This is a genomic window from Flavobacterium branchiophilum NBRC 15030 = ATCC 35035 (assembly GCF_002217205.1).
Classification (GTDB): Bacteria; Bacteroidota; Bacteroidia; order Flavobacteriales; family Flavobacteriaceae; genus Flavobacterium; species Flavobacterium branchiophilum.
Map to the genome: position 1 here is coordinate 16,531 of NZ_MUGT01000165.1, position 26,189 is coordinate 42,719.

Annotated in this window: 29 protein-coding genes; 16 read left to right on the top strand and 13 right to left on the bottom strand. The window is 30.7% G+C overall.

The features are described 5' to 3' along the window. Positions 1–133 precede the first annotated feature (133 nt). From B0A58_RS14880 to B0A58_RS14910, 7 genes are all read left to right on the top strand, one after another. Complete coding sequence (locus B0A58_RS14880) at positions 134–1,192, top strand: hypothetical protein (RefSeq protein ID WP_089081720.1); 1,059 nt, start codon at positions 134–136, stop codon at positions 1,190–1,192. 22 nt (positions 1,193–1,214) lie between these two features. After that, the gene (locus B0A58_RS14885) at positions 1,215–2,066 is read left to right on the top strand and encodes a hypothetical protein (RefSeq protein ID WP_089081697.1); all 852 of its coding nucleotides are present in this window, start codon (positions 1,215–1,217) and stop codon (positions 2,064–2,066) included. 87 nt (positions 2,067–2,153) lie between these two features. Beyond that, on the top strand, positions 2,154–2,969 hold the full coding sequence (locus B0A58_RS14890; protein ID WP_014084065.1) for a 2,3,4,5-tetrahydropyridine-2,6-dicarboxylate N-succinyltransferase: 816 nt from the start codon (positions 2,154–2,156) through the stop codon (positions 2,967–2,969). A gap of 57 nt (positions 2,970–3,026) precedes the next feature. Beyond that, positions 3,027–4,169 (top strand): glycosyltransferase family 4 protein, encoded by a 1,143-nt coding sequence (locus B0A58_RS14895; RefSeq protein WP_089081698.1) that lies wholly within the window; start codon positions 3,027–3,029, stop codon positions 4,167–4,169. 30 nt (positions 4,170–4,199) lie between these two features. After that, on the top strand, positions 4,200–5,081 hold the full coding sequence (locus B0A58_RS14900) for a glycosyl transferase (RefSeq protein WP_089081699.1): 882 nt from the start codon (positions 4,200–4,202) through the stop codon (positions 5,079–5,081). A gap of 10 nt (positions 5,082–5,091) precedes the next feature. Then, on the top strand, positions 5,092–6,075 hold the full coding sequence (locus B0A58_RS14905) for a glycosyltransferase family 2 protein (protein ID WP_089081700.1): 984 nt from the start codon (positions 5,092–5,094) through the stop codon (positions 6,073–6,075). Position 6,076: 1 nt separating this feature from the next. Continuing rightward, entirely contained in the window at positions 6,077–6,898 is an 822-nt protein-coding gene (locus tag B0A58_RS14910; RefSeq protein WP_089081701.1) for a hypothetical protein, read from the top strand. Here B0A58_RS14910 and B0A58_RS14915 read toward each other — a convergent pair. From B0A58_RS14915 to B0A58_RS14930, 4 genes are read right to left on the bottom strand one after another with little or no spacing between them, the layout of a single operon-like run. Next, positions 6,895–7,713, bottom strand: a complete 819-nt coding sequence (locus tag B0A58_RS14915; RefSeq protein ID WP_089081702.1) for a glycosyltransferase family 2 protein — start codon at positions 7,711–7,713, stop codon at positions 6,895–6,897. The two genes, B0A58_RS14910 and B0A58_RS14915, sit on opposite strands and share 4 nt — an antisense overlap. Beyond that, positions 7,710–8,504: a polysaccharide deacetylase family protein gene (locus B0A58_RS14920; protein WP_089081703.1), complete on the bottom strand. Its 795-nt coding sequence runs from the start codon at positions 8,502–8,504 to the stop codon at positions 7,710–7,712. The genes B0A58_RS14915 and B0A58_RS14920 overlap by 4 nt, the downstream gene beginning before the upstream one ends. Further along, positions 8,501–9,436 (bottom strand): glycosyltransferase family 2 protein, encoded by a 936-nt coding sequence (locus B0A58_RS14925; protein WP_014084058.1) that lies wholly within the window; start codon positions 9,434–9,436, stop codon positions 8,501–8,503. The genes B0A58_RS14920 and B0A58_RS14925 overlap by 4 nt, the downstream gene beginning before the upstream one ends. After that, positions 9,436–10,614: a glycosyltransferase family 87 protein gene (locus B0A58_RS14930; RefSeq protein WP_089081704.1), complete on the bottom strand. Its 1,179-nt coding sequence runs from the start codon at positions 10,612–10,614 to the stop codon at positions 9,436–9,438. The genes B0A58_RS14925 and B0A58_RS14930 overlap by 1 nt, the downstream gene beginning before the upstream one ends. A gap of 97 nt (positions 10,615–10,711) precedes the next feature. Between B0A58_RS14930 and B0A58_RS14935 the strand changes: the two genes are divergently transcribed. Then, the gene (locus B0A58_RS14935) at positions 10,712–11,680 is read left to right on the top strand and encodes a glycosyltransferase family 2 protein (RefSeq protein WP_089081705.1); all 969 of its coding nucleotides are present in this window, start codon (positions 10,712–10,714) and stop codon (positions 11,678–11,680) included. A gap of 14 nt (positions 11,681–11,694) precedes the next feature. Here B0A58_RS14935 and B0A58_RS14940 read toward each other — a convergent pair whose 3' ends face one another. The 4 genes from B0A58_RS14940 to B0A58_RS17005 form a co-directional block, all read right to left on the bottom strand. Next, positions 11,695–12,888, bottom strand: a complete 1,194-nt coding sequence (locus B0A58_RS14940) for a hypothetical protein (RefSeq protein WP_089081706.1) — start codon at positions 12,886–12,888, stop codon at positions 11,695–11,697. A 168-nt stretch (positions 12,889–13,056) separates the two neighbouring features. Beyond that, positions 13,057–14,058, bottom strand: a complete 1,002-nt coding sequence (locus B0A58_RS14950) for a M28 family peptidase (RefSeq protein WP_089081708.1) — start codon at positions 14,056–14,058, stop codon at positions 13,057–13,059. Positions 14,059–14,193: 135 nt separating this feature from the next. Then, entirely contained in the window at positions 14,194–14,616 is a 423-nt protein-coding gene (locus tag B0A58_RS14955; RefSeq protein WP_089081709.1) for a VOC family protein, read from the bottom strand. A gap of 27 nt (positions 14,617–14,643) precedes the next feature. Then, a complete protein-coding gene (locus tag B0A58_RS17005) occupies positions 14,644–14,769 on the bottom strand; it encodes a hypothetical protein (RefSeq protein ID WP_260439144.1) in 126 nt (41 codons plus the stop codon). Positions 14,770–14,784: 15 nt separating this feature from the next. Between B0A58_RS17005 and B0A58_RS14960 the strand changes: the two genes are divergently transcribed. The 4 genes from B0A58_RS14960 (at position 14,785) to B0A58_RS14975 (ending at position 16,005) form a co-directional block, all read left to right on the top strand. After that, a complete protein-coding gene (locus tag B0A58_RS14960; protein ID WP_089081710.1) occupies positions 14,785–15,012 on the top strand; it encodes a DUF2683 family protein in 228 nt (75 codons plus the stop codon). Beyond that, positions 14,988–15,263 (top strand): Txe/YoeB family addiction module toxin, encoded by a 276-nt coding sequence (locus B0A58_RS14965; protein WP_089081711.1) that lies wholly within the window; start codon positions 14,988–14,990, stop codon positions 15,261–15,263. The genes B0A58_RS14960 and B0A58_RS14965 overlap by 25 nt, the downstream gene beginning before the upstream one ends. A gap of 86 nt (positions 15,264–15,349) precedes the next feature. Next, entirely contained in the window at positions 15,350–15,577 is a 228-nt protein-coding gene (locus B0A58_RS14970; protein WP_089081712.1) for a DUF2683 family protein, read from the top strand. 248 nt (positions 15,578–15,825) lie between these two features. Beyond that, the gene (locus B0A58_RS14975) at positions 15,826–16,005 is read left to right on the top strand and encodes a Txe/YoeB family addiction module toxin (RefSeq protein WP_089081713.1); all 180 of its coding nucleotides are present in this window, start codon (positions 15,826–15,828) and stop codon (positions 16,003–16,005) included. A 100-nt stretch (positions 16,006–16,105) separates the two neighbouring features. Here B0A58_RS14975 and B0A58_RS14980 read toward each other — a convergent pair whose 3' ends face one another. Together B0A58_RS14980 and rho are read right to left on the bottom strand one after the other, a co-directional pair. Next, entirely contained in the window at positions 16,106–18,520 is a 2,415-nt protein-coding gene (locus B0A58_RS14980) for a TonB-dependent receptor domain-containing protein (protein ID WP_089081714.1), read from the bottom strand. Between the two features lie 310 nt (positions 18,521–18,830). Continuing rightward, positions 18,831–20,735 carry a transcription termination factor Rho gene (gene rho / locus B0A58_RS14985; protein ID WP_089081715.1) on the bottom strand — a complete coding sequence of 635 codons (1,905 nt, stop codon included), beginning with the start codon at positions 20,733–20,735 and terminating at the stop codon, positions 18,831–18,833. A gap of 182 nt (positions 20,736–20,917) precedes the next feature. Between rho and B0A58_RS14990 the strand changes: the two genes are divergently transcribed. Beyond that, positions 20,918–21,331: a DUF4293 family protein gene (locus B0A58_RS14990; protein ID WP_014084046.1), complete on the top strand. Its 414-nt coding sequence runs from the start codon at positions 20,918–20,920 to the stop codon at positions 21,329–21,331. Positions 21,332–21,449: 118 nt separating this feature from the next. Here B0A58_RS14990 and B0A58_RS14995 read toward each other — a convergent pair whose 3' ends face one another. Next, positions 21,450–21,944, bottom strand: a complete 495-nt coding sequence (locus B0A58_RS14995) for a metallophosphoesterase family protein (protein ID WP_089081716.1) — start codon at positions 21,942–21,944, stop codon at positions 21,450–21,452. 81 nt (positions 21,945–22,025) lie between these two features. Continuing rightward, positions 22,026–23,060, bottom strand: a complete 1,035-nt coding sequence (gene rlmN / locus B0A58_RS15000) for a 23S rRNA (adenine(2503)-C(2))-methyltransferase RlmN (protein WP_089081717.1) — start codon at positions 23,058–23,060, stop codon at positions 22,026–22,028. A 283-nt stretch (positions 23,061–23,343) separates the two neighbouring features. Here rlmN and B0A58_RS17040 point away from each other — a divergent pair, with 283 nt between their 5' ends. The 3 genes from B0A58_RS17040 (at position 23,344) to paaB (ending at position 25,847) form a co-directional block, all read left to right on the top strand. Further along, a complete protein-coding gene (locus B0A58_RS17040; RefSeq protein WP_089081718.1) occupies positions 23,344–24,417 on the top strand; it encodes a 2Fe-2S iron-sulfur cluster-binding protein in 1,074 nt (357 codons plus the stop codon). A 15-nt stretch (positions 24,418–24,432) separates the two neighbouring features. Beyond that, entirely contained in the window at positions 24,433–25,392 is a 960-nt protein-coding gene (paaA, locus tag B0A58_RS15010) for a 1,2-phenylacetyl-CoA epoxidase subunit PaaA (protein WP_089081719.1), read from the top strand. 170 nt (positions 25,393–25,562) lie between these two features. Continuing rightward, a complete protein-coding gene (gene paaB, locus B0A58_RS15015; RefSeq protein WP_014084041.1) occupies positions 25,563–25,847 on the top strand; it encodes a 1,2-phenylacetyl-CoA epoxidase subunit PaaB in 285 nt (94 codons plus the stop codon). 81 nt (positions 25,848–25,928) lie between these two features. On the opposite strand, the gene B0A58_RS15020 is transcribed toward paaB, so the two are convergent. After that, the coding region (locus tag B0A58_RS15020; protein ID WP_165766361.1) for a transposase at positions 25,929–26,189 on the bottom strand (261 nt) is incomplete at its 5' end.

Below are 26,189 nucleotides of genomic sequence, written 5' to 3' on the forward strand. Positions count from 1 at the left end.
GGCCTGCCTTGTTTTGATGGCACGCCCCTATTGAACATTTTTGTTTAGAATATTTCAATAAAATGGTTAATTTTTTTTGAGGAATGGTGTTTTTTTGAAAAAAATGTATATTTTTGTGAAAAACAAAATAATAATGAGTGAAGCAGAAGTGCTTTTTAAAAAGCCAACTTATCCTGTAAATTTGGATTTGATGGGTTATTTGGAACGATATGATAGGGTTTCGAAGGTATCGATTTCGTATGATGATTTGCTAAGATTTTCGGGGGCTATAAGTGTTTTTGACAAAAATGACAAGGATACGCTATGGATTCATGTATATTATAATGAATTTGAAAGAGATGAAATAGATTTGACTTTAAAAAAAATTTACTCTTTGCTGCATTCGGATGGGAACAATGATATTTTGAAGTTTTTAAATATAGATGCAATTGATTTTTGTACGTTTGGCAATTCGAAACCATTTCGTATAAAAGTACGAAATATTTTGAATGATAATTATACGTATTTTTATGTTAAAAAAGCCGATGCCTCTCGTGTTTATGGGTTGGAATTAGAACATATATTATCTGCCGATAAAATCAATTTTTTGTTATATAAAGATACATTGATAGAGGAACATATCTTGGGAATTCCTGGAGATGTGTTTATTAGTACCTTGTTGGATCAGTGTACAGAAACAGAAAAATCTCAAATTGCAAAAGAATTTGTAAAGTTTAACGAAAGATGTATGATTAGACTTCTTGGCGATATGCGGGCTTATAATTATGTGATTATTCCCATACATGATTTTGATCATGTGGTTTATAAAATAAGGGCCATCGATTTTGACCAGCAATCGTATGAAGGCAGTTTTAAGATATACAGGCCGCAATTTTTTAAGGAAAATTATCCGATGGTAAAAATGGTTAAAGAAAAACTGCAAGATAGCTCGATAGAGCAATATAAAAATGAAGAAAGAGCAGTTTTAGCTAAAAGAATACTTACGGCAGAACATAGAATAAAAAATTTATTACGAATTATGGGAAAAGATGAGATTGCTCCAAAAAGTCATTTGGAACGGTTGCAAATGGAAATTTATAGTTATACCAATGATTTGAATTTTAAAAAAGCCCAATCTATGGGAAATTTGATGTCGGCTGCATTTGAATATATTACAAGAAATTTTAACAATATTAATATTTTATTAAAATAAATAATACATATATATTAAATTTATGAAAAAGATTATATTTATTGCTTTTGTTTTCATGGGCTGTGAATCAAAAAAAGAAGTGATTCAAGAAGTGTTTACATTGCCGAAAAAATTAAAAGAAGTTTCGGGCATGATTTATGACGACAAACGGCAAGTATTGTGGACATTAGAAGATAGTGGCAATCCAAATGCTTTGACAAGTATAGATAAAAATGGCAAAAAAGTGCATGAAATTGAAATTACAAATTTAGAAAATACCGATTGGGAAGATATTACAAAAGATGCAGCGGGCAATTTATATATTGGTGATTTTGGAAATAATGATAATGAAAGAAAAGATTTGGCTATATACAAAATAGCGGCAACCGATTTAGACCAAAAAAGCACAAAATATACAGAAAGAATTGGTTTTTCGTATCCTGAACAAACTGATTTTCCGCCAAAAAAAACAGCCTTATGGTTTGATTTGGAAGGTTTTTTTGAAATGGAGGGTTACTTTTATTTGTTTACAAAAAATAGGAGTAAAAAGTTTGATGGGATGAGCTTGGTGTATAAAATTCCAAATCGAGCTGGAGACCATCAAGCCGAATTGATTGGCAAATTTTATACAAACAATGAGTATCAGCATGGAGCCATTACGAGTTTAGCGATAAGTCCAGATAAGCAAAAAATTGCAGTTTTGGCACATGATAAAATTTGGATTTTAGAAGCATTTTCTTCTGATAACATATTGAAAAATAAAACAAAATTGATAGAGTTAAATCATTTTTCGCAAAAAGAAGCCATTTGTTTTACAGACAATCAAACGATGTGGTTGTGTGATGAAAATGAAAACAAAGGAGGCGGCAAGGTGTATGAAATTAAATTGCCTTAAATACAAGAAAATGAAGTATGATGCTATTAAAACAATTTTGGTTAATACTTTAAAAGCATTATATTTGCCAAAAAATCAAACAATACAATGAAAAATATACAAATTATAATTGAAAATGCTTGGGAAAACCGAGCCTTATTACAAGAAGAAAACACACAAAATACCATACGAGAAGTAATTAATTTATTGGATTCTGGAGCCTTGAGGGTTGCGGAACCAACAACAAATGGGTGGCAAGTAAACGAGTGGGTAAAAAAAGCTGTTGTCATGTATTTTCCTATTCAAAAAATGGAAACATTGGAAGCTGGAATATTTGAATATCATGACAAAATGCCATTAAAACGAGGTTATGCTGCCAAAGGCATTCGAGTGGTTCCCAATGCGGTTGCCAGACATGGAGCCTATATTTCAAAAGGAGTCATTTTAATGCCAAGTTATGTAAACATTGGTGCTTATGTAGATGAAGGGACTATGGTGGACACATGGGCTACCGTTGGGAGCTGTGCTCAAATAGGAAAAAACGTACATTTAAGTGGTGGTGTTGGGATTGGTGGGGTATTAGAACCCTTGCAAGCTGCCCCCGTTATTATTGAAGACGGGGCTTTTATTGGTTCGAGATGTATAGTTGTAGAGGGAGTACATGTTGGTAAAGAAGCGGTTTTAGGGGCTAATGTTTGTCTTACAGCTTCTACAAAAATTATAGATGTAACGGGTGCAGAACCAAAAGAAATGAAAGGATTTGTACCAGAACGATCTGTAGTAATACCGGGAAGTTATACAAAAACATTTGCAGCAGGATCATTTCAAGTGCCTTGTGCTTTGATCATTGGAACACGTAAACCATCAACAGATTTGAAAACAAGTTTGAATGATGCTTTAAGAGAATATGATGTAGCTATTTAATTAACAAAACTAGTATTACAAAAAAACGTGATACTAGTTTTTTTATAAATTTTTTTTATGAATTTAGAAAATCCCATCATTATTGGATACGAAGCCAAAAGAATTTACCATAATAAAACTGGTTTGGGCAATTATTGTCGGGATTTAATTAGAATATTAAGTACAAATTATAGTAATAATTCATACTTTTTATACAATCCTAAAAAAAGTGATAAAAATTTATTTGGATATTCAAATAATAACTGTATTGAAAAAAGACCAAAAAATAAAATATTTCAATATTTTTATAATTTATGGAGACAATATTTTGTAGTTAATGATTTAATTAACGATAATGTAAATATTTATCATGGATTATCAGGAGAACTCCCGTTTGGACTTCAATCAACTGCCATTAAAAGCGTAGTTACGATACATGATTTAATATTTTTGCACCATCCCCATTTTTATAAATGGATAGACCGCAAAATATATACCTATAAGTTTAAAAAAGCAGCACAAAATGCTGATAAAATCATTGCTATTTCTGAACAAACAAAATCAGATATTATGCAATTTTTTAAAATTAAAGAAAATAAAATTGAAGTAATTTATCAAGGATGTCATAATATATTTAAAGAAAAAAGTACTGATTCAGAAAAAATTGAATTATTAAAAAAATTAGACTTACCTGAAACATTTATTTTAAATGTAGGAACAATAGAGGCTCGTAAAAACATTTTTCAGGTAGTAAAAGCCATAAAAGATACTTCCATTCCATTAGTGATTTTAGGAAAAAAAACAAAATATTGTTTAGAAATAGAACAATATATTTCTGACAATCAAATGAATGATCAAGTATTTTTTATCAATGGCTTATCGCATCAGGAGTTGGCAACATTATACCAATTGGCAACATTGTTTGTTTACCCATCATTATTTGAAGGATTTGGCATACCAATTATTGAAGCATTGTATTCAAAAGTACCAGTAATCACTAGCAAAGATGGTGTTTTTCCAGAAGCAGGAGGACCATTTTCGGCATATATAGATCCAAATAATTGTGATGAAATTAAGGACAAAATATTAGAATTATGGAACTCATCTGAAAAAAGAGCCTATATGGTAGAGAAAAGTTTTGAATTTGTTCAAAAATTTAACGATCCTATTATTGCAAAACAAGTGATGGATTTATATCAAGCACTAGTATCAAATGATTAATTTCTATTTAAAACAACGTTTAAAAAAAAGATGAAAGTAGCTGGATTTACATTTATACGAAATGCTGTAAAAAACGATTATACGATTATAGAGGCTATACAATCTATATTGCCCATTTGCGATGAATTTATTGTAGCTCACGGCAATTCAGATGATGAAACTTTAGCTTTGTTGCAAAGTCTGAAAGATCCAAAAATTAAAATTATCCAAACCCAATGGAACGATAATTTGCGAGAAGGCGGAACCGTATTTGCATTAGAAACTGATAAAGCATTTGAGGCTATAAGTACTGATGTTGATTGGGCTTTTTATATACAAGGAGATGAATGTGTTCATGAAAAATATTTAGCAACCATTCAAAAAGAGATGGAAATTTGTTTGAAAAATCCTAAAATAGAAGGGTTATTATTTCATTATAAACATTTTTATGGTTCTTATGATTATTTTGCACATTCAAGAAGATGGTACAGAAGAGAAATAAGAATAGTTAAAAATATTAAAGGAATCCATTCTTACAAAGATGCTCAAGGGTTTAGACTAGATAATAGAAAAATAAAAGTAAAATTAATAGATGCTTATATATATCACTATGGTTGGGTAAAACCACCTAAAGGATTGACTAATAAAGTAAGAAATTTTAATACTTTTTATAATTCGGACGACGAATGGATTTCGGAAACCTATCCTTTGGCAGCCGACTTTGATTATGGAAATGCCGATCATTTAATAGCCTTTGAGGAGACACATCCAAAAGTTTTTTCTGATAGAATTAACAAAACCAATTGGAAATTTGAAATTGATCCTACAAAAATAAAAAATAAAATTAGTTTAAGAAGAAAATTTTTAGCTTATTTTGAAGAAATAACGGGAATTCGCTTATTTGAATATAAAAATTATAAAAGAATACAATAATTTTTGAAAAATGCTTAAAAAAAGTATATCTGTAATATTGCCCAATTATAATGGTGCACATTTGTTGAAAGAATATCTTCCAAGTGTGTTTCAGGCTTTACATTTTTCAAAAATTGATTATGAAATTATTTTGATTGATGATGCATCAAAAGACCAATCTATCGCTTTTATAACAAATGAATATCCTGAAATTAATATCATTAAAAATGATAAAAACCTTGGCTTTTCAAAAACTTGCAATAAAGGCATAGCAAAGGCACAAAAAGATTTGATTTTTTTATTAAACACAGATGTTGCACTCGAAGAGGATTATTTTGAAAATCAATTTCAATATTTTGAACTTCCAACAACGTTTGGTGTTATGGGCAGGATCATGAACTTTGATGGCAAAAAAATTGAAGATGCAGCACGAACCCTTAGACTTAAAGGTTGTAAACTAAAAGCGAATAAATTTTATTTTGTTTCTGAAAGTACGGAACCAGTATATACTGCATATCTATCAGGTGCAAATGCTTTAATTGATAGAAAAAAATTACAAATATTGAATGGATTCGACGAAATATATTCCCCATTTTATTTTGAAGATTTTGATTTAGGATTACGAGCATGGCAGCTAGGTTGGCGGTGTATTTATGAGAACCAATCGGTATGTTACCACAAAGTGAGTGCTTCTACAAATACAATGAATAAATCAAATTTTGTCAAAATTACTTATAATAGAAATAGTTTTATCTTACAAGCTATACATATTTATGCAAATAAAAATATTTTTTGGAATATTCAAATTTTTATTAATACCGTTCTAAATCGGTTTATTCAATGTCAGTTTTGGATATATAAAAGTTATTTTGGTTATTTAAAAATGAATAAAAAAATTAAGATTTCGCAAAAAAGATTACGAGAATTGAAAATGAATCATGATTCAAAAAATATAAACGAGATCATTGAATTTATTGATCAATCTATGTCTGCAAGAAAAATCAATTATTTATAAAATGATGCAACAAAATATGATAGAAACTCAAGTAATTACTAAAGAAAAAACATATAAATATGATTTTTCTATTTGTACTTTAGTAACAAAAAACAGTGAATATTTAGAAATGATGCATTCATTTATTGCTAAAGGTTTTACAAAAGATAATTCAGAATTTTTAAAAATAGATAATACTCAAGGTTGTACATTTGATGCTTATCAAGGATTGAATCGATTTTTGCAAGAAGCACAAGGAAAATATGTTATTTTATGTCATCAAGATATTATTTTACATGATCATGATATTCAATATTTACATCAATTAATTGACGAAATTGACGTTAAAGATAAGAATTGGGCTATATTATCAAATGCAGGTGGCATCAATTTAAAATGGATAGCTACCCATATCACACAAGGAAATGGAAGAATAATCACAGAAAAGTATTTACCTTTAAAAGTAAAAACTGTAGATGAAAATTTTATATTAGTAAAAAACGCTGCTAATTTATCTTTGTCTAATAATTTATCGGGTTTTCATTTTTATGGAACCGATATTTGCTTAATTGCAGACGTTTTAGGATTTACATCTTATGTTATTGGGTTTAATTTGACACATAAAAGTAATGGGAAAATAGACGACAGTTTTTACAAATCGTTAAAAAATATCAAACAAAAATACAAATTTGCGTTTAGAAACAGGTTCATTACCACCACTTTTTCTAGAATTTACTTTTCTGGAACATCAATTTTATTTTTATTAAACAATAGCAGTTTGGTGTTATTTTTAGTAAGACAATATTATAAATTTTTTACAAAAAAGAAAGATTATTCTATTTAAATTAAGCTACTAATTCCATTTTCAATAAATGTTATTTTATTTTTTTTATTATATTTTCTTATTTCATTATTTTTTTTCCATGTTTCAGCATTAGCATAACCTCGTTTATGTTCTAAATGAATACAAATGGCACTGTATCGAATTTGTTTAGATAACAAACCATTATTAAATAAACGTTCCCCCATTTCTCGGTCTAAACCTCCATATTGCATCTCGTGATTAAAGCCATTGATGTCTAATATATCTTGCTTCCACCCCGAAGCATTATGACCATTCCAAGACCGCTTAGTGGGAGTAATCCAATTCATAAATGCTGCAAAATAAGCGTTTTTTACCAGTTTTGTAATTTTAAAATTAATTTTTAATCCATTATGTATCAGCCATTTAGCATCAAAACAACGTTGTGTTGCTATATCTTTTGGACTAATTAATTTTGATATAGATAGCGGCAATTTAAAATAGCCTCCAGAAAGAAAATAGCCTTCAGCTCTTTGTTTAAAATGTGTTTTTACAAAATGCTGGTGCGGAATACAATCTCCATCAGTAAATATTAAATAAGAAGCGTTAGATTTAAGAATAGCTTTATTTAATATTTTGGGTTTTTGAAACCCTTGATCTTCTTGCCAAACATGAATAATGGGGTGTTTAAATTGATTTTCAAATTGTTTTATTAATAATGTTGTTTTGGATGTTGATCCGTCATCTGCAATTATTATTTCAAAATTAGTAAATGATTGATTCAAATAACCAATTAGTACTTTTTGTAGCCATTCTTCGGCGTTATAAGTTGTAATAATAATAGATATATCAATCAATTTGAAATAGTATTAGCGTCAATTGTAGTTATAAACTCTTTGAAAGTTCCAAATATATAATTTTTTTGTTTCATTTGCACGATAAATTGATCAAATCTTGCTATCATTTTTGCACCCGTATTTTTGGAAACATATCCTGGGAAATTGAATTTTTTAGGTTGATCTAAATCGGTAAATTCCCATGGATGAAAATATATATTCAAATATTTATCCTTTTTTAAAGTTATTTTTGATAAAAATATATAAATAAATAATGGTAAATTATGAAAACTCAACCAAAATAATGGAAATCTAATCATTGGACTTACAGAAGCTGGAATTTGAAGCACGTCCGATTGCATAAAATAAGTTCTAGGTTTGTCTAAATGATTGTATCTTCCTGGTAAAAATGTAGGATTTATAGAAGAATTATATTGGTATCCTGCTTTAAAAATTTCCATTTCATCTACAGGATACATACGAGGCATTCTAAATCCTATTACTTCTGATTGAGATAATTGTTCCAATTCATCCTTTGACATTTTGAGATGTGCTACTTTAAAATCGCTATGGAAATAGGTATGCGAGGCCAATTCATGACCCGAAGCTATAATTCTTTTGATGATGTCTGGAGCATTTTTTGCAAAAACAACAGTCGAAAAAAATGTAGCTTTTATTTGATGTACATCTAATAAATCTAAAATTGCTGTTGTTCCTGCTTTTGAAATTGAAATTTGCTCTTCAAAAGGAATCGACTTGCCGTATTCCATAGGCATATCAAATTCTTCTATATCAAAACTTAATAATATCATTGAAAATTGGATTTACTTATTAAATAATTAGGTCTATTTTTACTTTGAATAAACATTTTTCCAACATATATTCCTATAATTCCTAAAACTATAAGATTTAATCCGCCAAAAAATACTACAGTACTTATTAATGAAGCCCATCCTGAAATGACATGTCCAAAATAAACACTATATAATACGTATATTATAAAAAATAAAAATGCAAAAGCAGACAATACAACTCCAAGAAATACAGCAAGATACAACGGCCTAGTACTAAATGACGTGATACCTTGCATAGCAAATCGTATCATTTTAACAATAGTATATTTACTTTTTCCAGAAAATCTTGCATTAGGTTTATAATGTATGGCAAATTGTTTAAAACCAACCCAAGAAATTAAACCCCTAATAAACAACTCATTTTCAGAAAAATTTGAAAAAACATCTGCTACTTTTCTATCCATTAATCTAAAATCAGCCGTGCCAGGTTCAATTTTTACTTCAGATAGTTGGTTAATTAACGAATAAAATCCTTTGGATGTTTTATTTTTAAACCATGACAAATCTTTATCTTCTTCTCTAATTGTATAAACTACATCATAATGTTCTTCCCATTTTTCGAGCATATTTGCAATTAATTCAGGTGGATGTTGCATATCGCCATCCATCGTTATAATGGCAGCCGATTGGTTTCTTACAAAATCTACACCAGCTTTCAAAGCATTTTGATGTCCGAAATTTCTTGACAATTGAATGTAAAATACTTTAGAATCTGTTTTTGAAATATTTTCGAGGATTGACAAACTGTTATCTGAACTACCATCATCTACAAATACTATTTTATACAAATAAGGCAATTGCTCTAATACTTTGTGCAAAGCATCAATCATTACTGGAATATTTGTAGCTTCATTATAGGAAGGGATTACAATTGTAATATTTTTTTTCATTAATTATCTAAAATATTTGTAGGTTTATTTTCTTTTATAAACATCATTTCAACTATTATTTTGAGCCAAATCAAAAAACAAGGTAATGCTTTCAAGGCATAAGGTTGTACGTAATGTGTTTTGATGTATTTTGGAAACAAATCCGATGGAGACAAACTTGTAAGCAGTAGCGCAAATATAAATAAAAATAAACTGATAGTATTAATGGGTTTTTCTTGAACTACATACCATATTGCTACACCCAAAAAAGCAATTATATAGGTAGGAGATTCTGATCCTGAACTAAAAATAACTGTAAATAGCAGTACCGAAGCCAAGAGTAACAATCTAAATTGTAGGTCAGAAAATGATTTCCACTTTAAATAAGGTAGTCCAAATAGTAATAAGCCAAAACCTAAAATAGGTAAAGTACTAATATCTGGATTAGCCAAAACCCGTTTGATCATTCCCATTACAGAAATATCTTGCATAGAAGTTAGTGATGCGTTCTCGCTATTTTTAACAATTAATCTATCAAACCATTCAAAATACGTTTGTATAATAAAGTCTTTAGACGAAATAAACATAGGTAGAATAAACAATATGATTGCCCAAAATAACAAAGAAAGAATCAATTTTAACTTATTTTTTGAAAAAAAGAAAAAAGCCAATCCTACAATACCATATATTTTAACAAATGTTCCTAAAATGATGAAAAATGCTGCCCAAAAATCTTTTTCTTGATGAATTTTCACAAAGCTTAAAATTATAATAGCTGTCATTATAGGATTAAATTGAAAACTTAACGAAGTAGTTAGAAATTCATGACAGCATATCCACAATATCAAATTGATTTTCTGATAATTCAAAGGCAATTGTTTTATGGCATACACCAACACAACAGCGTTAAAAACATTCCAAAGCATACACCCCAACTGATCAGGCATTATAGCAAATGGGGCAATTAATAAACTAAAAATGGGGCCATAATGATTGTGGTCTAAATATTCATTCGGGTATGAGGCATATAACGACCATTGTTGAAGGGTATGATTGTAAACATTTTTATATATTAAATAATTATTAATACGATTAATTTGAAATTGCTTATAAGCTGCAAAAATGCTCAACAAGATCCATAAAGTAATTATACTATTTTGGGATTTAAAAAAAGGGCTATTTTGAAACTTTTTAATCATACATACAATTTATTTAGCAAATATAATTTTTTTTTCATTTTGAATGTTTAGAATTTTCATTTTTTTCATTTATTTTTGCTCAAAATAAAATTTACAAATGACAATTTCAGTAGCACTTTGTACCTATAACGGCGAATTATTTTTAGAAGAACAATTAGACTCTATACTAAATCAAACTTTAAAGGTTGATGAAATTATTATTTGTGATGATGGTTCTACTGATAAAACAATTAGTATTATAGATAATTATGCTATGAAAAATCCAAGTTTAATAACACTTTTTCAAAATGAAATCAATTTAAAAAGCGTTAAAAACTTTGAAAAAGCCATTTCATTATGTACTGGTGATTATATTTTTTTATCTGATCAAGATGACATTTGGGTAAACACAAAAGTAGCCACATATATTGATTTATTTCTTAACAAAAAAGATATAAATGTAATTGCATCAAATGGTTTTTGTATTAATAATAAAAGCCAGGTAATAGAAAAACATGCCATTTGGGATATCCCTCAATTTTTTGAAGAAAAAAAAATACCGTTTGATTATTTTAAAATAATTACTCATGCTGGCAATTTTGCAACTGGAGCTTCTATGGCAATCAGAGCTTCTTTTATAAATGAAATATTACCTATTCCTCTCGTAAAAGATTTTCATCACGATGAGTGGATAGCCATTATTGCAGCATCAAAAGATGCTTTTTTATTAATTCCTAATAAATTATTTTATTATAGAATACATGAAAATCAACAAGTTGGAGGTGTATTTTTTGATAAAACAGATATTACAAAAATAAAATTACTAGAAACATATTCTATAAATTATAATTTGCATAAATTCAAAAACTGTAAAAGTCAATTGAAAAAATTAACATTTTCACACGAAAAAGCTTTGAAATTAGCTAAAGTTGATACAAAACATAAACCGCTATTTGAACAAAATCTATTAGCCATAGTAGATAATTTTATAAATATTAAAAAAATAATGTCAAAAAAATTTCCTGTAAGAAGTTTTCTATTAAATAGAATAGATAGCATTTCAGGAAAAAGACAATTAAAAGTTTAATTAATCAAACGAATCTACCCCCTAAAATGGTAATTATTCATGATATCCTTTAATTTTCTTTTCAAATCCTCGCTTGTATCATATATCATTTGTTCATTGCTTGGAAAAGCAACCGCTCTTTTATTAAAATTAGTCAAATATTGATCATCACAAGCCCGTTTATCGCCATTATAATTGGCATAAATATAATCAAAAACATACTCGCTACTTATAGGAAATGTTTTTAAAAACTGCTTACTTTTACCGTCAATATAATCTACTTTTGCCATAATCTGTACAGATTTATATTGTCTGTATTCATATACTTGAGCTTTTATTGTAATTATATTGTCTGTTTTTATTGGATTTCCAAAGTTGTCTTTTACAATATTACCCTTTGTATCAACAACATTTTTTTCTCCATCTTTGATTTGTTTTTCTTTGATAAATTCACGTTCTTTGATTTGTTCTGGCGATATTATTATATTCCTAAAACCTACAATAATTTCATAATCATAATCTATTCCCGTTGTTTTATTATTATGATACACCGTCCATTGGTCATTCAAACCATACGTACTAAAATCCAATAAATCTTGTTGCAATCGGCTCGGTATCACCATATTGGTCTCATTTTTTGTGCTTACAAATACATAATTTAAACCTTTTTGAAATGCTTTGTCCTTCAACGCAAGCACATCTTTGTAGTTTGCTACCAATTCATTTACATACTTCAAATCTTCATAAGCCCTTCTGCAATTTAATTTACCATTTGTAAGCAATAAAGCCTTTGAATTATCATACAAATAGGTTACTAATTGGTTTTTACTTGTTACCAATTCATCAGAATAATCTTCATATTCAAAAACAGCCGTTCTATTTTCTACAAATACTTGAAGAGGAAGTAAGGGTCTAATCTGTTCTTGCCGTTGTTCTAAAAGGCTATATGTATTAAATATTTTCTCATAATTAGATGGTAATTGTTCCTTGCTCCATGTCGCAATATTTCTCAAATCCCGCTCCTTGGCCTTTGCAAATGCTTCCTCCAAAATCAATACATATTCCTGATTGCCTTTGCTGTTTTTATTGCTTCGCAAGCCCTCAACCGATTTTCTTATTGCAGCATCATAATCACCATTTACAAGCATATTTCTTGTTTTTTTTACTCCACATGACAATATAAACATGACAATAAATGTCAAAAGTCCAATTTTATTTAATTTTTTCATAACTATAATTTGGGCGTTCCCACAAGGGGCCGGGCTATTCGCTATATCTTTTTTTGTAGTTGGGCCGGGCAGAAAAAGCCCCGCCCAACTACAAAAAAAGGATGCCGCTTCTATCCCTAACGCATTGATTTACTGCTAAAAAGCAACTTCTTTTATAAATATTTTCATTTATTTTTTATCTACTACAGGTCGGTTGGGTCTGTTTGCCAACTCCCAAGCAATGGCAAAACCTAATTTGGTTCTTTTTGTCAAAGCATCAAACTCTATTTTACTTACTTCGTCAGTTTTTTTATGATAATCTTCATGCACACCGTTAAATAAAAACACAGACGGAATTCCATGTTTTGCAAAATTGTAATGATCTGATCGGTAATAATATCGGTTTGGGTCTTTTTTATCATTAAATTTATAATCTAATGTAGTATTAATATATTTAGCATTTACATTTTCACAAATAGTATATAAATCAGATGACAAATAATCTGAGCCTATCAAATAAACATAATCATTGGTATTAGGATGAAACTCGTCTCTCCTACCAATCATGTCAATATTCACATCTGTTATGGTATTGGCAAATGGAAAAAGTGGATTTTCAGAATAATATTGCGAGCCATACAAGCCATGTTCCTCGCCGGTGGCATGAAAAATTAATACAGAACGTTTTGGCCCATGCCCCTCATTTTTTGCCAACTGAAAAGCCTGAGCTATCTCCATCAAAGCTACAGTTCCAGACCCATCATCATCGGCGCCATTATATATTTCGCCACCCTGAACCCCAACATGGTCATAATGTGCAGAAATTACTACTATTTCATTCGGCTTTTCCGAACCTTCAATAAAAGCCCAAATGTTTTCTGAATCGGGTAATCCATCTCCCATAAAGGCAGCTGGAACTTTTTGATAATAATTGGTAGCCCCTTTTGGATATGGGATGCCATTTTTTTTATAATGTTCAATCAAATACAAGCCCGCTTTTTTTTGCCCTTCAGACCCCGTATCTCTTCCTTCCATTTCGTCAGATGCCACAATGGTCAAATGCTGTTTTAACTCCGATGCTGTTATGGAGTTAAGGTATTTTTGAGTATAATCTTCAGATGAAGTCGATTTTGTAGTAGCACAACTTGCTATCATGACACTCATTATGCCAATAAATAATTTTCTTTTCATTTTTTTAAATTTTGTAACAAAAATAACAATTTTGATTTACAATAAAATTAAATCACAATATTTTAACAAGCTATACCTATCTAAATCAGTCTTGCCCTCCCCTATTTTTTAACATCAACTCAAAAAAATGCAACATTAAGCATCTATAAGTTGTTGAATATCAAATTTTTGCATTTTTAAAAATGCCTCAATTACTCGACTCGATTTTGTTTGATCATTCATTAATTCTCCTAAAATCTTTGGAACAATTTGCCAAGAAACCCCAAATTGATCTTCGAGCCAACCACAATTTTTATATTGCCCTTTGTAGCCTAATTTGTTCCAATAATGATCGATTTCTTCTTGTGTATCACATTCAATTACATAAGAATTTGCTACACTAAAAGGGCTTTCGGCTCCATTTAATAACATAAAAATGGTGTTATTGATTTCTATATTGACAACCATTGGGTTTTCAGATAATATTTTGGCATTTGTAAAAACATCAACATAATAATGGGCCATTTCTATTGCATTGTTTGGACACCATAAACAACTATATATGGAATTTTTGATCATTTTATTTTAATATTTTTAATTAATCATTTATTTTTGAATTACAAATATACTTAAATCATCAATATCGATAGCATTACAGGCACATTTTTTAATTGCACTTTGTTGAAAATGATTGCTTTTCATATCAAATAAAATTTGTAATTTTGTAATCATTAATTTTATAAAGTTATGAATACATTTATAGTTCATGCAGATTCTAAAGTTTCAAAAGCATTGATTGCTATTTTCAAAGCTTTGAATGTTTCTTTTGAAATGAAAAAAGATAAAAAAGAAGTGGAAAGCACTTATGATCCAGAATTTGTAAAAATGGTTTTGGAACGTACAGAAAGTGCTAAAAACGGTAATGTTGTGAAAATTGATGCAAATGATTTATGGGGAAGTTTAGGATTGAAGTAGAGGAGTTAGCAAAAAAAGATTTTATAAAGATTTATAAATCTGGAGACAAACCTTCGATAATAAAATTAGAAAAAATGATTAAAGAACTCGAAATCCATCCCACAACAGGAATTGGAAATCCAGAACTCTTGAAACATCATTTATCCGGTTATTGGAGTAGAAGAATAAACAAAAAAGACCGATTGATTTATCAAATTATAGAACAACCAGAATCTTTGGTTGTAATTATTTCTGCTTTAGGACATTATTAAGTCATAAAGTCATATAAAGCAGAAATAAATCGTGCTAAATAAATAGATTTCAAACTAAAATTGTTGATAAAAGTAAAAAAAATATTATGAATACATTTATAGTTCATGCAGATTCTAAAGTTTCAAAAGCATTGCTTGCTATTTTCAAAGCTTTGAATGTTTCTTTTGAAATGAAAAAAGATAAAAAAGAAGAGGAAAGTACTTATGATCCAGAATTTGTAAAAATGGTTTTGGAACGTGCAGAAAGTGCTAAAAACGGTAATGTTGTGGAAATTGATGCAAATGATTTATGGGGAAGTTTAGGATTGAAGTAGAAGAGTTAGCAAAAAAAGATTTTATAAAGATTTATAAATCTGGAGACAAACCTTCGATAATAAAATTAGAAAAAATGATTAAACCCAAATTACGCATTAGACTTCGTTATGAAATCTAAAAATACAAGAAAATTAAGTACTCACGGACTTTTTAAAATTTTAGAATATATTAATATTTTAACATTTTAAAAAGGAGTAAGTGCTTAATTTTGAAGTATTTTTAGATTGTAATAGATTTCTAATGCGTAATTTGGGTTAAAGAACTCGAAATCCATCCCACAACAGGAATTGGAAATCCAGAACTCTTGAAACATCATTTATCCGGTTATTGGAGTAGAAGAATAAACAAAAAAGACCGATTGATTTATCAAATTATTGAACAACCAGAATCTTTGGTTGTAATTATTGCTGCTTTAGGACATTATTAAAATTCATTTATTTTATTCCCAATTGCTATAAAATTAAAAAGCGTCTTGAATTGCTTCAAAACGCTTTTAAATAATTTAAGTTATTTTTGTCGAAATACTCTTAGAACATGCCGCCTCCGCCTTGTGTTTCGTTGGCATCTCTTTGTTTTCTTGCTAATGCACGGTTTTTTCCTCCACCAAAAACATAGTTGAAGCCAAGGTAGAAGGTTTGACTCTCCCAATAGAAGGCTCCTGTTTGACGGTAGGGAATATTACCCTCAAATGCAAATCGCATGTTTTCAAATACGTCGTTGTATCTTGCGGTGATGGTGCCTTTTCCTTTCAAAATGTTGTATGTGGTGCCAAAATCCATTTTATACATTGCTTTTCTGTCATATTGCAAGCCTCTATCTTTTCCGCGATACATCCCAAACAATTGAAATCTCCAATTTTTAGATGCTGTAAAGGTGTTGTTGATTCGGGTATTGAAGGTTACAATATCTACCTCGGCATTTTCTAAAACGTTGGTCGAAGCGTTTTGAATGGTTCCTTTTGCCGTTTTAAAATAAACGTCGGCACTCGCATTTACTGCCCACCATTTGGTGAACTTTAAGTTGGCAGATGTTTCGGCTCCGTAAGCTTTGTTGCTGTCGAAATTGGCATAAGACAAAATATTCCGATTGCTATTATTAGGGTCGTTATAAACGGTTCTGGATATTTCATCGGAGATTAATCTATAGAAAACACCACTTGTGATGGAGCCTATTTTAGTTCCTTTGGTGTAATTTACTTCAAAGGAATTGGTAAATTGCGGCACCAAGTCGGGATTTCCTCTCGATTCCATCAAAGGTGTGGTCCATTCTCTGATAGGGCTGATTTGTCCGATACTCGGGCGATCTACTCGTCTGGAATAATTGAAGTTGAATGAATTTTTGTCGTTTATAGTATAGGTAAAAAATGCTGATGGATAGGCAGTAAACAATTTGTCTTTGGTGTTTTGCACTTCAGAAAAATTGGGATTGGTTTGATTGATGGCAAAATTGGCATCCAATTCAAAATATTCTAAACGAACGCCCAATTGTGTACTCCATTTACCAAATTGTTTGCTATAATTGGTATAAGCCGAATAGATATTTCTTCCAAAATCAAATGAATTATTGGCACTAGAAAAACTCGGATTGACATCATCAAATTGATTTCCAGAGTTTTGAATACGTGCTTCAACTCCTAATTCTATTTTTGCTGTGGCTGAAATTGGATTTACATAATCGGTATTGAATTGAAAATAATCGGTTGTTCCATTTACCAAATTAATCCGATTATAATTGAAAAATGGACTCAAAATCGTTTCATCATAATTAGTATTTTCATCATCTTCTGTGTGCGAAAAATTCATTTGTATTTCTAAATTCTCCTCTTTTTTCTCAAAATCATGTTTGAAAACCAAATCATACGTCTGATTTTTATTGTTGCTTTTGCTTGAAAAAAGTTGGTTGGTATTTCCATTTGCCAAAGCATCTTGATAAGCAACAATTGTTTTTCCATTGCCCGATCCATTGGTAAAACTTTGATTGGTATATACCGACAAGGTGTTTTTGTCGTTGATATAATAATCCATTCCCAGCTTGATCAAATTAGTAGTGTTTTTATCTCTAAAGTTGAAATCTTGTCTGTTTTCTTGCGTTGGTCGTTCGCTATTCACAAATCCGTGATTGGCATTGATACCATGATTGAAGCCATAATTGGTATAAAAATTGACTTTCCCCACGCGATAATTCATGTTTAATGCCGAATTGGTTTTTGGTGTAATTCCAAAAGTTACTCCAGTATTTATGGATCCATTAAAACCATCTTGCGAATTTTTATGCAAAATAATATTGATAATCCCACTCATTCCCTCCGGATTGTATTTGGCAGAAGGATTGGTAATCAATTCAATTTGCTTGATAGAAGCCGATGGAATTTGTTGCAATAACTGCTCCACAGACACGTTGGAAGGCTTTCCGTCAACCAACACACGCACATTGCTATTGCCACGCATACTGATTTCTTTGGTTTGCGGGTCAATGCTCACCGTTGGCACATTATTCATTATTTCAGAAGCCGTGGTTCCCGATGCAATCAAGTCTTTTCCAACGTTAAAAACTTTTCTATCAATTTTTTGAACCATGCTTGAGCGTTCTGCAACTACTTGTACTTCTTTCAATTCTTTGACATCTTCTACCAGAAATATGGTTCCAAAATTGAAATTACTTTCTTTTGTCAAATCCACATTCTTTGTTTGAGTAATGTATCCAATAAACTGAAATTCAACAACATAATTTTTGGCTTGTAACTGATTGATTACAAAGCTACCATCGTCTTTGGTAACACTTCCTGTAACAATTTTATTGTCATTTTTTATAACAATATTCACATAAGGCAAAGCATTTTTAGTGTTTTTATCAATAATTTTTCCTTTTATACTTCCAGTGTTTTGTGCAAAACCAAAAGAAATACAACTAAAAAGACAAGTGATAAATAATTTAATTTTCATAATTTATATTTTATTTTTTAACTACATACAAGACAACTGTAAGCTAATTTTGTTACAAATTAATGAGTACTTTTTTTTAATAAAAAAGAAAAAGCAAGTCTTGTTTTGAAAAATATTATAAAATAAATTTAAATTTTCACTCTATTTTATTTATGTAATAAAGATAAAAACTTATTTTATTGTAAAAATGATAAAGTATTGTCATGTTACTTAATAAATAATCCTATTTTATATAAATAAAAAAAATCTCAGAATAATAATTATTTTGAGATTTTGTTTAATAAACTTTATAAATAGGAATAACTTTTAATTAATCATTCATCATCGATATTAAAAATTCTTCGTTGTTTCTAGTGCCTTTAAATCTTTCATTAATAAAATCCATGGCTTCTACAGGGTTCATATCGGCCAAGTATTTTCTCATAATCCACATTCGTTGTAACGTTTGCGTGTCTAACAAAAGGTCGTCTCTTCGGGTACTCGACGAAGTCAAATCGATAGCAGGAAAAATTCGTTTATTAGCAATTTTTCTATCTAATTGCAATTCCATATTACCAGTTCCTTTAAATTCTTCAAAAATAACTTCATCCATTTTCGATCCCGTTTCTGTTAAAGCCGTAGCAATAATGCTTAGAGACCCCCCATTTTCTATATTTCGAGCGGCACCAAAAAACCTTTTGGGTTTTTGCAACGCATTAGCATCTACACCACCACTCAATACCTTGCCCGATGCAGGCTGAACGGTATTGTAAGCTCTTGCCAATCTGGTAATTGAATCCAATAATACCACCACATCATGTCCGCATTCTACAAGTCTTTTGGCTTTTTCTAAAACGATATTTGCAATTTTTACATGTTCCTGAGGTTCTCTATCAAAAGTTGAGGCAATGACTTCTCCTTTTACATTCCTAATCATATCCGTAACCTCCTCTGGACGTTCGTCTATAAGCAAAACTAGTAAATATACTTCGGGGTGATTGGCCGCAATCGCATTGGCTATTTCTTTGAGCAACATGGTTTTACCTGTTTTGGGCTGTGCAACAATCATGCCTCTTTGTCCTTTGCCAATTGGCGAAAATAAATCGATAATTCGGGTAGAAACGGAACTGCCCATTTCAGCAAGTTTGAATTTTTCTGTAGGAAAAACAGGCGTTAAATGCTCAAACGAAACCCTGTCTCGAACAACTTGTGGCTCATGTCCATTAATTTTGAGTACTTTTATAAGTGGAAAAAATTTTTCTCCTTCTTTAGGTGGTCGTACCACACCTTTTACGGTATCGCCTGTTTTTAAACCAAACAATCTGATTTGTGAAGTTGATAAATAAATATCATCGGGCGATGCTAAATAATTATAATCTGAAGACCGCAAAAATCCGTAACCGTCTGGCATCATTTCTAAAACGCCTTCACTTTCAATTATGCCATCAAACTCATAATCCGCATCTCTAAAATTATTTTTTTTGTTGTTGAATTTAGGATTTTTAGGATTTTTGGGGTGTGGAGGATGTTGCTTTTTAAAATTGGATTCTTCTGGCTTGGTTTGATCTTCTGTAACAGCTGTAGTATTTTCTAAATTATCGATGTTGGGGTTTTCTAAATCCAAACTCGGTTTTGAATCCTCTTCGATTGCAACAGTTACTACCACCGATTCTGAAACAATTGCATCATTTTCTGAAACATTAGCATTTTCGATTTCTGAATTTTCAGCTTTTTTATTAAAAAGTGCTCTTTTATTTCCTTTTGATGCTAATTTTTTCTCATATTCCGCTTTTTTAAATTTTGCGGGTTTTATGTAAGGTTTAGGATTAATATCTTTTGAAAATAATGTTTTTTCAGCATCAATAATTTTAATTTCTTCAGATTTATTTTCAATTATTGGTGTTGCATCCATTACAGGTGCATCGACTTTGTCTTCTACTTTTTCTTGCTGTACTGTTGTTTCAACATGCTGTTTTTTATTGGGTTTGTCAGCAGTTTTTTTAGGAGTTGCTTGAATTTTTTCGTCTTTTGGTGCAACAATTCTGTTTCGCTTGGGTTTTTCTGCAACGGGTTCAGACACAACATTTTGATCCTGATTTGTTTTGGCCTGATGGTCTAAAATCATGGTTATTAATGTATCTTTTTTAACATTCGCAAACTTAATGGTTTTAGCTAATTTAGCAATTTCTTGAAGCTCGGTTAGCTTCATTTGTTTTAATGCGGTATGATCAAACATAAATGTTTTTTAAATTTATAGAATTTTATAAAAAAAGTAGGTGGTAAATTTTGTGAATAAGCCAAAGAATGAAGTACTTACGTTTTGGTTGTGCAATAATACAATTATTTTTTAAAATACAATAGTTTTTTTAAAAAATATTATTTATTTTTGTGCAATAATAATTTATATGCCATTTTTCAATGATTCAAAGAATTCAAACATTATATTTACTATTAGCCTTATTATGTACTAGTGCATTGGCATTTGTACTGCCACTTTGGATTGCTACATCTGGCAAACCTGTATATTTTATGGCTAATTCACTTTATACTGGCCTATTTGGATTAAGTACTGTATTGTCTGTTATTAGTATTATTTCATTTCAAAAAAGACAACTTCAATTTGTATTGAACAGATTGAATATCATATTGAATTTAATTTTATTAGGATTATTGGTATATCGAATGCTAAATTTATCTGGAGGAACTTCTGAAGTTTCTGAGAAAGGTATTGGGATGTTTCTTCCAATTGTTGCTATCGTTTTATTGGGTTTTGCCAATAAAGCCATCAAAAAGGACGAAGATCTTGTAAAATCTGTAGATCGGTTGCGATAAACCTATAAACTTAGTTTATTAGTGCGAAGGAAAACCCAAATACTTTATTTGGGTTTTTTTTATTTACATTTTTATCCAAATTAAATAACATCTATTAATGAGGTTATTGAGACTTCATTTATTTTGTTCCGATTTCTATTACTTCCAAATCTTTTATTTTGTCCTGATCTATTACAAATCTTAGCATGGTGCGTACTTGATGAAAGCCACTTTTGCCACATGCACCAGGATTGAGGTGCAGCAGTTGGTTTTTTTTATCAAAAATTACTTTCAATATATGAGAATGTCCACAAATAAATAATTTTGGTGGGTTTTGAACCAGCATGTCTCTAATATTGGGATTGTATTTTCCAGGATAGCCACCAATGTGTGTTATCCAAACCGATACCTTTTCGCACATAAATCGTTGATGAAGCGGAAACTCCATACGGGCTTTGGCATCGTCTATATTGCCATATACGGCAATTAGTGGTTTTATTTTTTTGATCGCATCTGTAACAGCTAAACTTCCAATGTCGCCTGCGTGCCATACTTCGTCAGATTGTCTTACGTATTTTAAAATAGATTCATCAATATGACTGTGGGTATCTGACAGGAGTAATATTTTTTTCATTTTATTATTTTTCCATCTTTTTTATTAAAAAAAAGAAGGTTAGTTGAAAGCTTATTTTGAATATATTTAGGAATACGTTTTTTAGCCTTTGTTGGCCAGCTGCCCACAGGCTGCATCGATGTCTTTGCCCCTGCTGTATCTGACTTTTGCAACAATATCGTGTTTGCTCAAAGCATTGATATAAGCCTCTAATGCCTCTTGATTGGCTTGCTGAAAAATACCATCGTCAATTGGGTTGTATTCAATCAAATTGACTTTGCAAGGTACGTGTTTACAAAATTTAACAAGAGCTTGAATGGCTTCGGGAGTATCGTTTATTCCTTTCCAAACTACATATTCAAAAGTAATTTTACTTTTCGTTTTACTGTACCAATATACCAAGCTATCTCTTAATTCTTTTAGTGGAAAATGTTCAGAAAAAGGCATAATCTGATTTCTTACTGTTTCAATAGCTGTATGTAAGGAAACTGCCAGTTTGAACTTGACACCTTCATCGGCCATTTTTTTTATCATTTTTGGAATACCAGATGTAGAAACCGTAATGCGTTTTGGAGACATTCCCAATCCTTCGTTGGAAGTGATCATTTCTATAGCTTTCATTACATTATTATAATTCATCAAGGGTTCACCCATGCCCATAAACACAATGTTAGACAATGGTCTGTTGTAGGTTTCTTTGCTTGCTTTGTCTATGGCTACTACTTGATCATAAATTTCGGCTGGTTCTAAATTTCTCATTCGTTTTAATCGAGCAGTTGCACAAAAATTACAATCTAAACTACAACCAACTTGGCTAGAAACACAAGCTGTTGTGCGGGTATCAGTAGGTATTAAGACACTTTCTACTATCAATCCGTCGTGCAACGTTACCGCATTTTTTATAGTGCCATCCAGGCTTTTTTGCATGGTATTGATGTTGATATGCTTGATTTCAAAATGAGTTTCGAGCCATAATCGAGTAGCTTTTGACAAATTTGTCATCTCATCAAACCGATGCACGCCTTTGTTCCAAATCCAATCATATACTTGCTTGCCTCGAAAAGCTTGTTCGCCTTGTGCTATAAAATAAGCTACAATTTGTTCTTTTGTCAAACTTCTAATGTCTTTTTTTTCCATGATGGTGCAAAAGTAAAAAAACATTGTCTTATTTTTATAAAAAATATTTTTTAATTGTAATGGAATAATTTGATTAATGATTTTATATTTTGAAAAAATATTATAATTGCATCTGCAACAAAAGCAATGTTTGCTTGAGGTGTGAATATCATTACTATTTGTACTTTTTATATTATTCCTAAAAAAAGATTAAAATAATTTCATAAATTAAAATTTATATCAAAAAATTAATTATATTTGCCAAACAAACTAACACTTGTTAGTTAAAATAAAACTGGTATATATGTCAAAATTTTATCCGCTAAAAGTTTCGCATCTTTTCAAAGAAACTGCAGATTGCACAGTGATCACTTTTGAAATTCCAATCGAATTACAATCCATATTTGCTTATAAGCAAGGGCAATACCTTACCCTAAAAGCTACTATAAACCATACCGAAATCCGTCGTTCTTATTCGTTGTCATCGAGCCCACTTGAGAATTTGTGGCAAGTTGCTGTAAAAAAAGTACCGCATGGTGTTTTTTCGAGCTATATAAATGACCAACTGCAAGTGGGCGATATAATAGAAGTCATGCCTCCAAATGGCCATTTTAATGTACCAATAGAAACCCAAAAAACTAAAAATTACATTGCTTTTGCAGCCGGAAGTGGTATTACGCCAATAATTTCTATTATCAAAACGCATTTAAAAGCTGAGCCTAATTGTACTTTTAAATTATTTTATCTTAATAAAAATGTACATTCCATTATTTTCAAAGAAACGATCGAGCAACTTAAAAATTGCTATTTGGAACGATTTGAAATTTTTTATTTTCTTACAAATGAATACCGCCCTACCGAATGGTTGAACGGCCGCTTTTCTGAAGAAAAAATAGCATTTATAACAGAAAAAGTAATAGATGTTTCATTTACAGATGACTGTTTTATTTGTGGCCCTCAAGATATGATTTTTTTAATTCAACATCAATTAATTGCCGCTGGTCTTTCAAAGGATACGATTCATTTTGAATTGTTCAATACCCAAATTACAGCACAAGACCAAAAAAGGATTGAACAAATAATGGAACAAAAATCAGAAAATACAGAAGTAACCATTATTGATGGAGGCAAAGAGTTTCATTTTATCATGAATGGAGATGATGATACTATATTGGATGCGGCTTTGGCTGCTGGAGCCGATTTGCCTTTTGCCTGTAAAGGTGGTGTTTGTAGTACTTGTAGATGTAAAATTGTGGCGGGCACCGCTCAAATGAAACTCAACTATTCCTTAGAACCATTCGAAATAGCCAACCAAATAATATTAAGCTGTCAGGCAGTGCCTACATCAAAAAAAATAGTTGTCGATTTTGGAATTTAAAACAAATGAACCGATATGAATGCAATTACTTTAGCCAAAATGGAAGCCGAATTTGAGGCCAAAATAGCAAGAGACGAAAAAATAGAACCCAAAGATTGGATGCCCGAGAAATATCGAAAAACACACATTCGTCAAATGTCTCAACATGCACATTCTGAAGTTGTAGGTATGTTGCCAGAAGGCAATTGGATAACCAGAGCCCCTACCCTAAGACGCAAAATTGCCTTATTAGCAAAAGTGCAAGACGAAGGCGGACATGGTTTGTATTTGTATAGTGCTACCGAAACGTTAGGCATTTCTAGAGACGAGCTTTTGGACCAGTTGCATCAAGGAGTTGCAAAATATTCTAGTATTTTTAATTATCCAACTTTAACATGGGCAGATATAGGTTCTATTGGTTGGTTGGTTGATGGTGCAGCTATTATCAATCAAGTGGCACTAATGGGTACTTCCTATGGGCCTTATGCAAGAGCCATGGTTCGCATTTGCAAAGAAGAAAGCTTTCATCAGCGTCAAGGGTTTGAAATTTTATTAGCGCTTTGCAATGGCACTGAAGCTCAAAAACAAATGGCTCAAGAGTCGCTCGACAGGTGGTGGTGGCCTTCGCTGATGATGTTTGGCCCCAAAGACGATGAGTCGCCCAATACGGCACTTTCGGTTCAATGGAAATTGAAACGCAAAACTAATGACCAATTGAGACAACAATTTGTTGATCAAACGGTGCCTCAAGCCAAAATTCTTGGTTTAACCATTCCTGATCCTCTTTTAAAATGGAACGACGAAAGGCAACATTTTGACTTTGGCGACATTAATTGGGACGAATTTTGGCAAGTTGTAAAAGGCCATGGCCCTTGCAACAAAAGCAGACTCGAAGCCCGAATTAAAGCCCACACCGATGGACAATGGGTGCGTGATGCTGCTATGGCTTATAGTGAAAAAAAGTTAGAGGTTAGAAGTATGAAATATGAAATATGAAATATGAATTATGAAGTATTGAATTTCAAGTATTAAAATATAAGAATTTAATGATTATCTATTTTTAAGTATGTCAATGGTTTTTAAATCATATTTAGCTTAAAACCAACATCTTATTTCTTTTCTTTTGTCGTATAAAACCTGAATTGTAAAACATTAAAAATATTAATATGAAGAATAATTGGCCACTTTGGGAAGTATTTATTAGAAGTAAAAATGGTTTAGAACACCGTCATTGTGGGTCGCTTCATGCTAGTGATGCTGCAATGGCTTTGGCAAATGCTAGAGATGTTTATACCCGCAGAATGGAAGGTGTTAGTATTTGGGTTGTACCATCTACACAAATTACGGCTTCCAATCCTGAGCAAAATGACATGTATTTTGACCCCGCTCATGATAAAATTTATAGACACCCCACTTTTTATGAACTTCCAGACGAATTAAAACACATGTAATTATTTATAGGCATTGTTTTAAAAAAAAGGAATAATAAATAATAAAACACTCGATTAATGAAAAAAGATTTATCGAGTTACTTACTTAGGAGCTACAATTAATTTCCATCCTACCCATTCGTGATTTATCATTCTTTTTATTAGATTATCAAAAATTGTTTCTTTATATATTGATCTATTTAATCGATAAAAATATTCGTTTAAATATTTTTGTAAATGATGTTTACTAACGTGAGTTTGTATTGTTCGTAATCCAGATTTTAGTTGTTGAATGATGTTGTTAATTTGTTTGAAATTTACCGTAGGTTGGCTTATTTCTTGTTTTAAATTTGGATATTCTTT

Excerpts from the sequence above, each read along its gene's own strand:
- B0A58_RS14980 (WP_089081714.1), bottom strand. The coding sequence starts at position 18,520 with ATGAAAATTAAATTATTTATCACTTGTCTTTTTAGTTGTATTTCTTTT.
- B0A58_RS17005 (WP_260439144.1), bottom strand. The coding sequence starts at position 14,769 with ATGATTACAAAATTACAAATTTTATTTGATATGAAAAGCAATCATTTT.
- B0A58_RS14970 (WP_089081712.1), top strand. The coding sequence starts at position 15,350 with ATGAATACATTTATAGTTCATGCAGATTCTAAAGTTTCAAAAGCATTG.
- rho (WP_089081715.1), bottom strand. The coding sequence starts at position 20,735 with ATGTTTGATCATACCGCATTAAAACAAATGAAGCTAACCGAGCTTCAA.
- B0A58_RS14965 (WP_089081711.1), top strand. The coding sequence starts at position 14,988 with ATGGGGAAGTTTAGGATTGAAGTAGAGGAGTTAGCAAAAAAAGATTTT.
- B0A58_RS14920 (WP_089081703.1), bottom strand. The coding sequence starts at position 8,504 with ATGATATTATTAAGTTTTGATATAGAAGAATTTGATATGCCTATGGAA.
- rlmN (WP_089081717.1), bottom strand. The coding sequence starts at position 23,060 with ATGGAAAAAAAAGACATTAGAAGTTTGACAAAAGAACAAATTGTAGCT.
- B0A58_RS14990 (WP_014084046.1), top strand. The coding sequence starts at position 20,918 with ATGATTCAAAGAATTCAAACATTATATTTACTATTAGCCTTATTATGT.
- paaA (WP_089081719.1), top strand. The coding sequence starts at position 24,433 with ATGAATGCAATTACTTTAGCCAAAATGGAAGCCGAATTTGAGGCCAAA.
- B0A58_RS14910 (WP_089081701.1), top strand. The coding sequence starts at position 6,077 with ATGATGCAACAAAATATGATAGAAACTCAAGTAATTACTAAAGAAAAA.
- B0A58_RS14995 (WP_089081716.1), bottom strand. The coding sequence starts at position 21,944 with ATGAAAAAAATATTACTCCTGTCAGATACCCACAGTCATATTGATGAA.
- B0A58_RS14885 (WP_089081697.1), top strand. The coding sequence starts at position 1,215 with ATGAAAAAGATTATATTTATTGCTTTTGTTTTCATGGGCTGTGAATCA.
- B0A58_RS14925 (WP_014084058.1), bottom strand. The coding sequence starts at position 9,436 with ATGAAAAAAAATATTACAATTGTAATCCCTTCCTATAATGAAGCTACA.
- B0A58_RS14890 (WP_014084065.1), top strand. The coding sequence starts at position 2,154 with ATGAAAAATATACAAATTATAATTGAAAATGCTTGGGAAAACCGAGCC.
- B0A58_RS14955 (WP_089081709.1), bottom strand. The coding sequence starts at position 14,616 with ATGATCAAAAATTCCATATATAGTTGTTTATGGTGTCCAAACAATGCA.
- B0A58_RS14935 (WP_089081705.1), top strand. The coding sequence starts at position 10,712 with ATGACAATTTCAGTAGCACTTTGTACCTATAACGGCGAATTATTTTTA.
- B0A58_RS14940 (WP_089081706.1), bottom strand. The coding sequence starts at position 12,888 with ATGAAAAAATTAAATAAAATTGGACTTTTGACATTTATTGTCATGTTT.
- B0A58_RS14905 (WP_089081700.1), top strand. The coding sequence starts at position 5,092 with ATGCTTAAAAAAAGTATATCTGTAATATTGCCCAATTATAATGGTGCA.
- B0A58_RS17040 (WP_089081718.1), top strand. The coding sequence starts at position 23,344 with ATGTCAAAATTTTATCCGCTAAAAGTTTCGCATCTTTTCAAAGAAACT.
- B0A58_RS14930 (WP_089081704.1), bottom strand. The coding sequence starts at position 10,614 with ATGATTAAAAAGTTTCAAAATAGCCCTTTTTTTAAATCCCAAAATAGT.
- B0A58_RS14960 (WP_089081710.1), top strand. The coding sequence starts at position 14,785 with ATGAATACATTTATAGTTCATGCAGATTCTAAAGTTTCAAAAGCATTG.
- B0A58_RS14950 (WP_089081708.1), bottom strand. The coding sequence starts at position 14,058 with ATGAAAAGAAAATTATTTATTGGCATAATGAGTGTCATGATAGCAAGT.
- paaB (WP_014084041.1), top strand. The coding sequence starts at position 25,563 with ATGAAGAATAATTGGCCACTTTGGGAAGTATTTATTAGAAGTAAAAAT.
- B0A58_RS14895 (WP_089081698.1), top strand. The coding sequence starts at position 3,027 with ATGAATTTAGAAAATCCCATCATTATTGGATACGAAGCCAAAAGAATT.
- B0A58_RS14880 (WP_089081720.1), top strand. The coding sequence starts at position 134 with ATGAGTGAAGCAGAAGTGCTTTTTAAAAAGCCAACTTATCCTGTAAAT.
- B0A58_RS14900 (WP_089081699.1), top strand. The coding sequence starts at position 4,200 with ATGAAAGTAGCTGGATTTACATTTATACGAAATGCTGTAAAAAACGAT.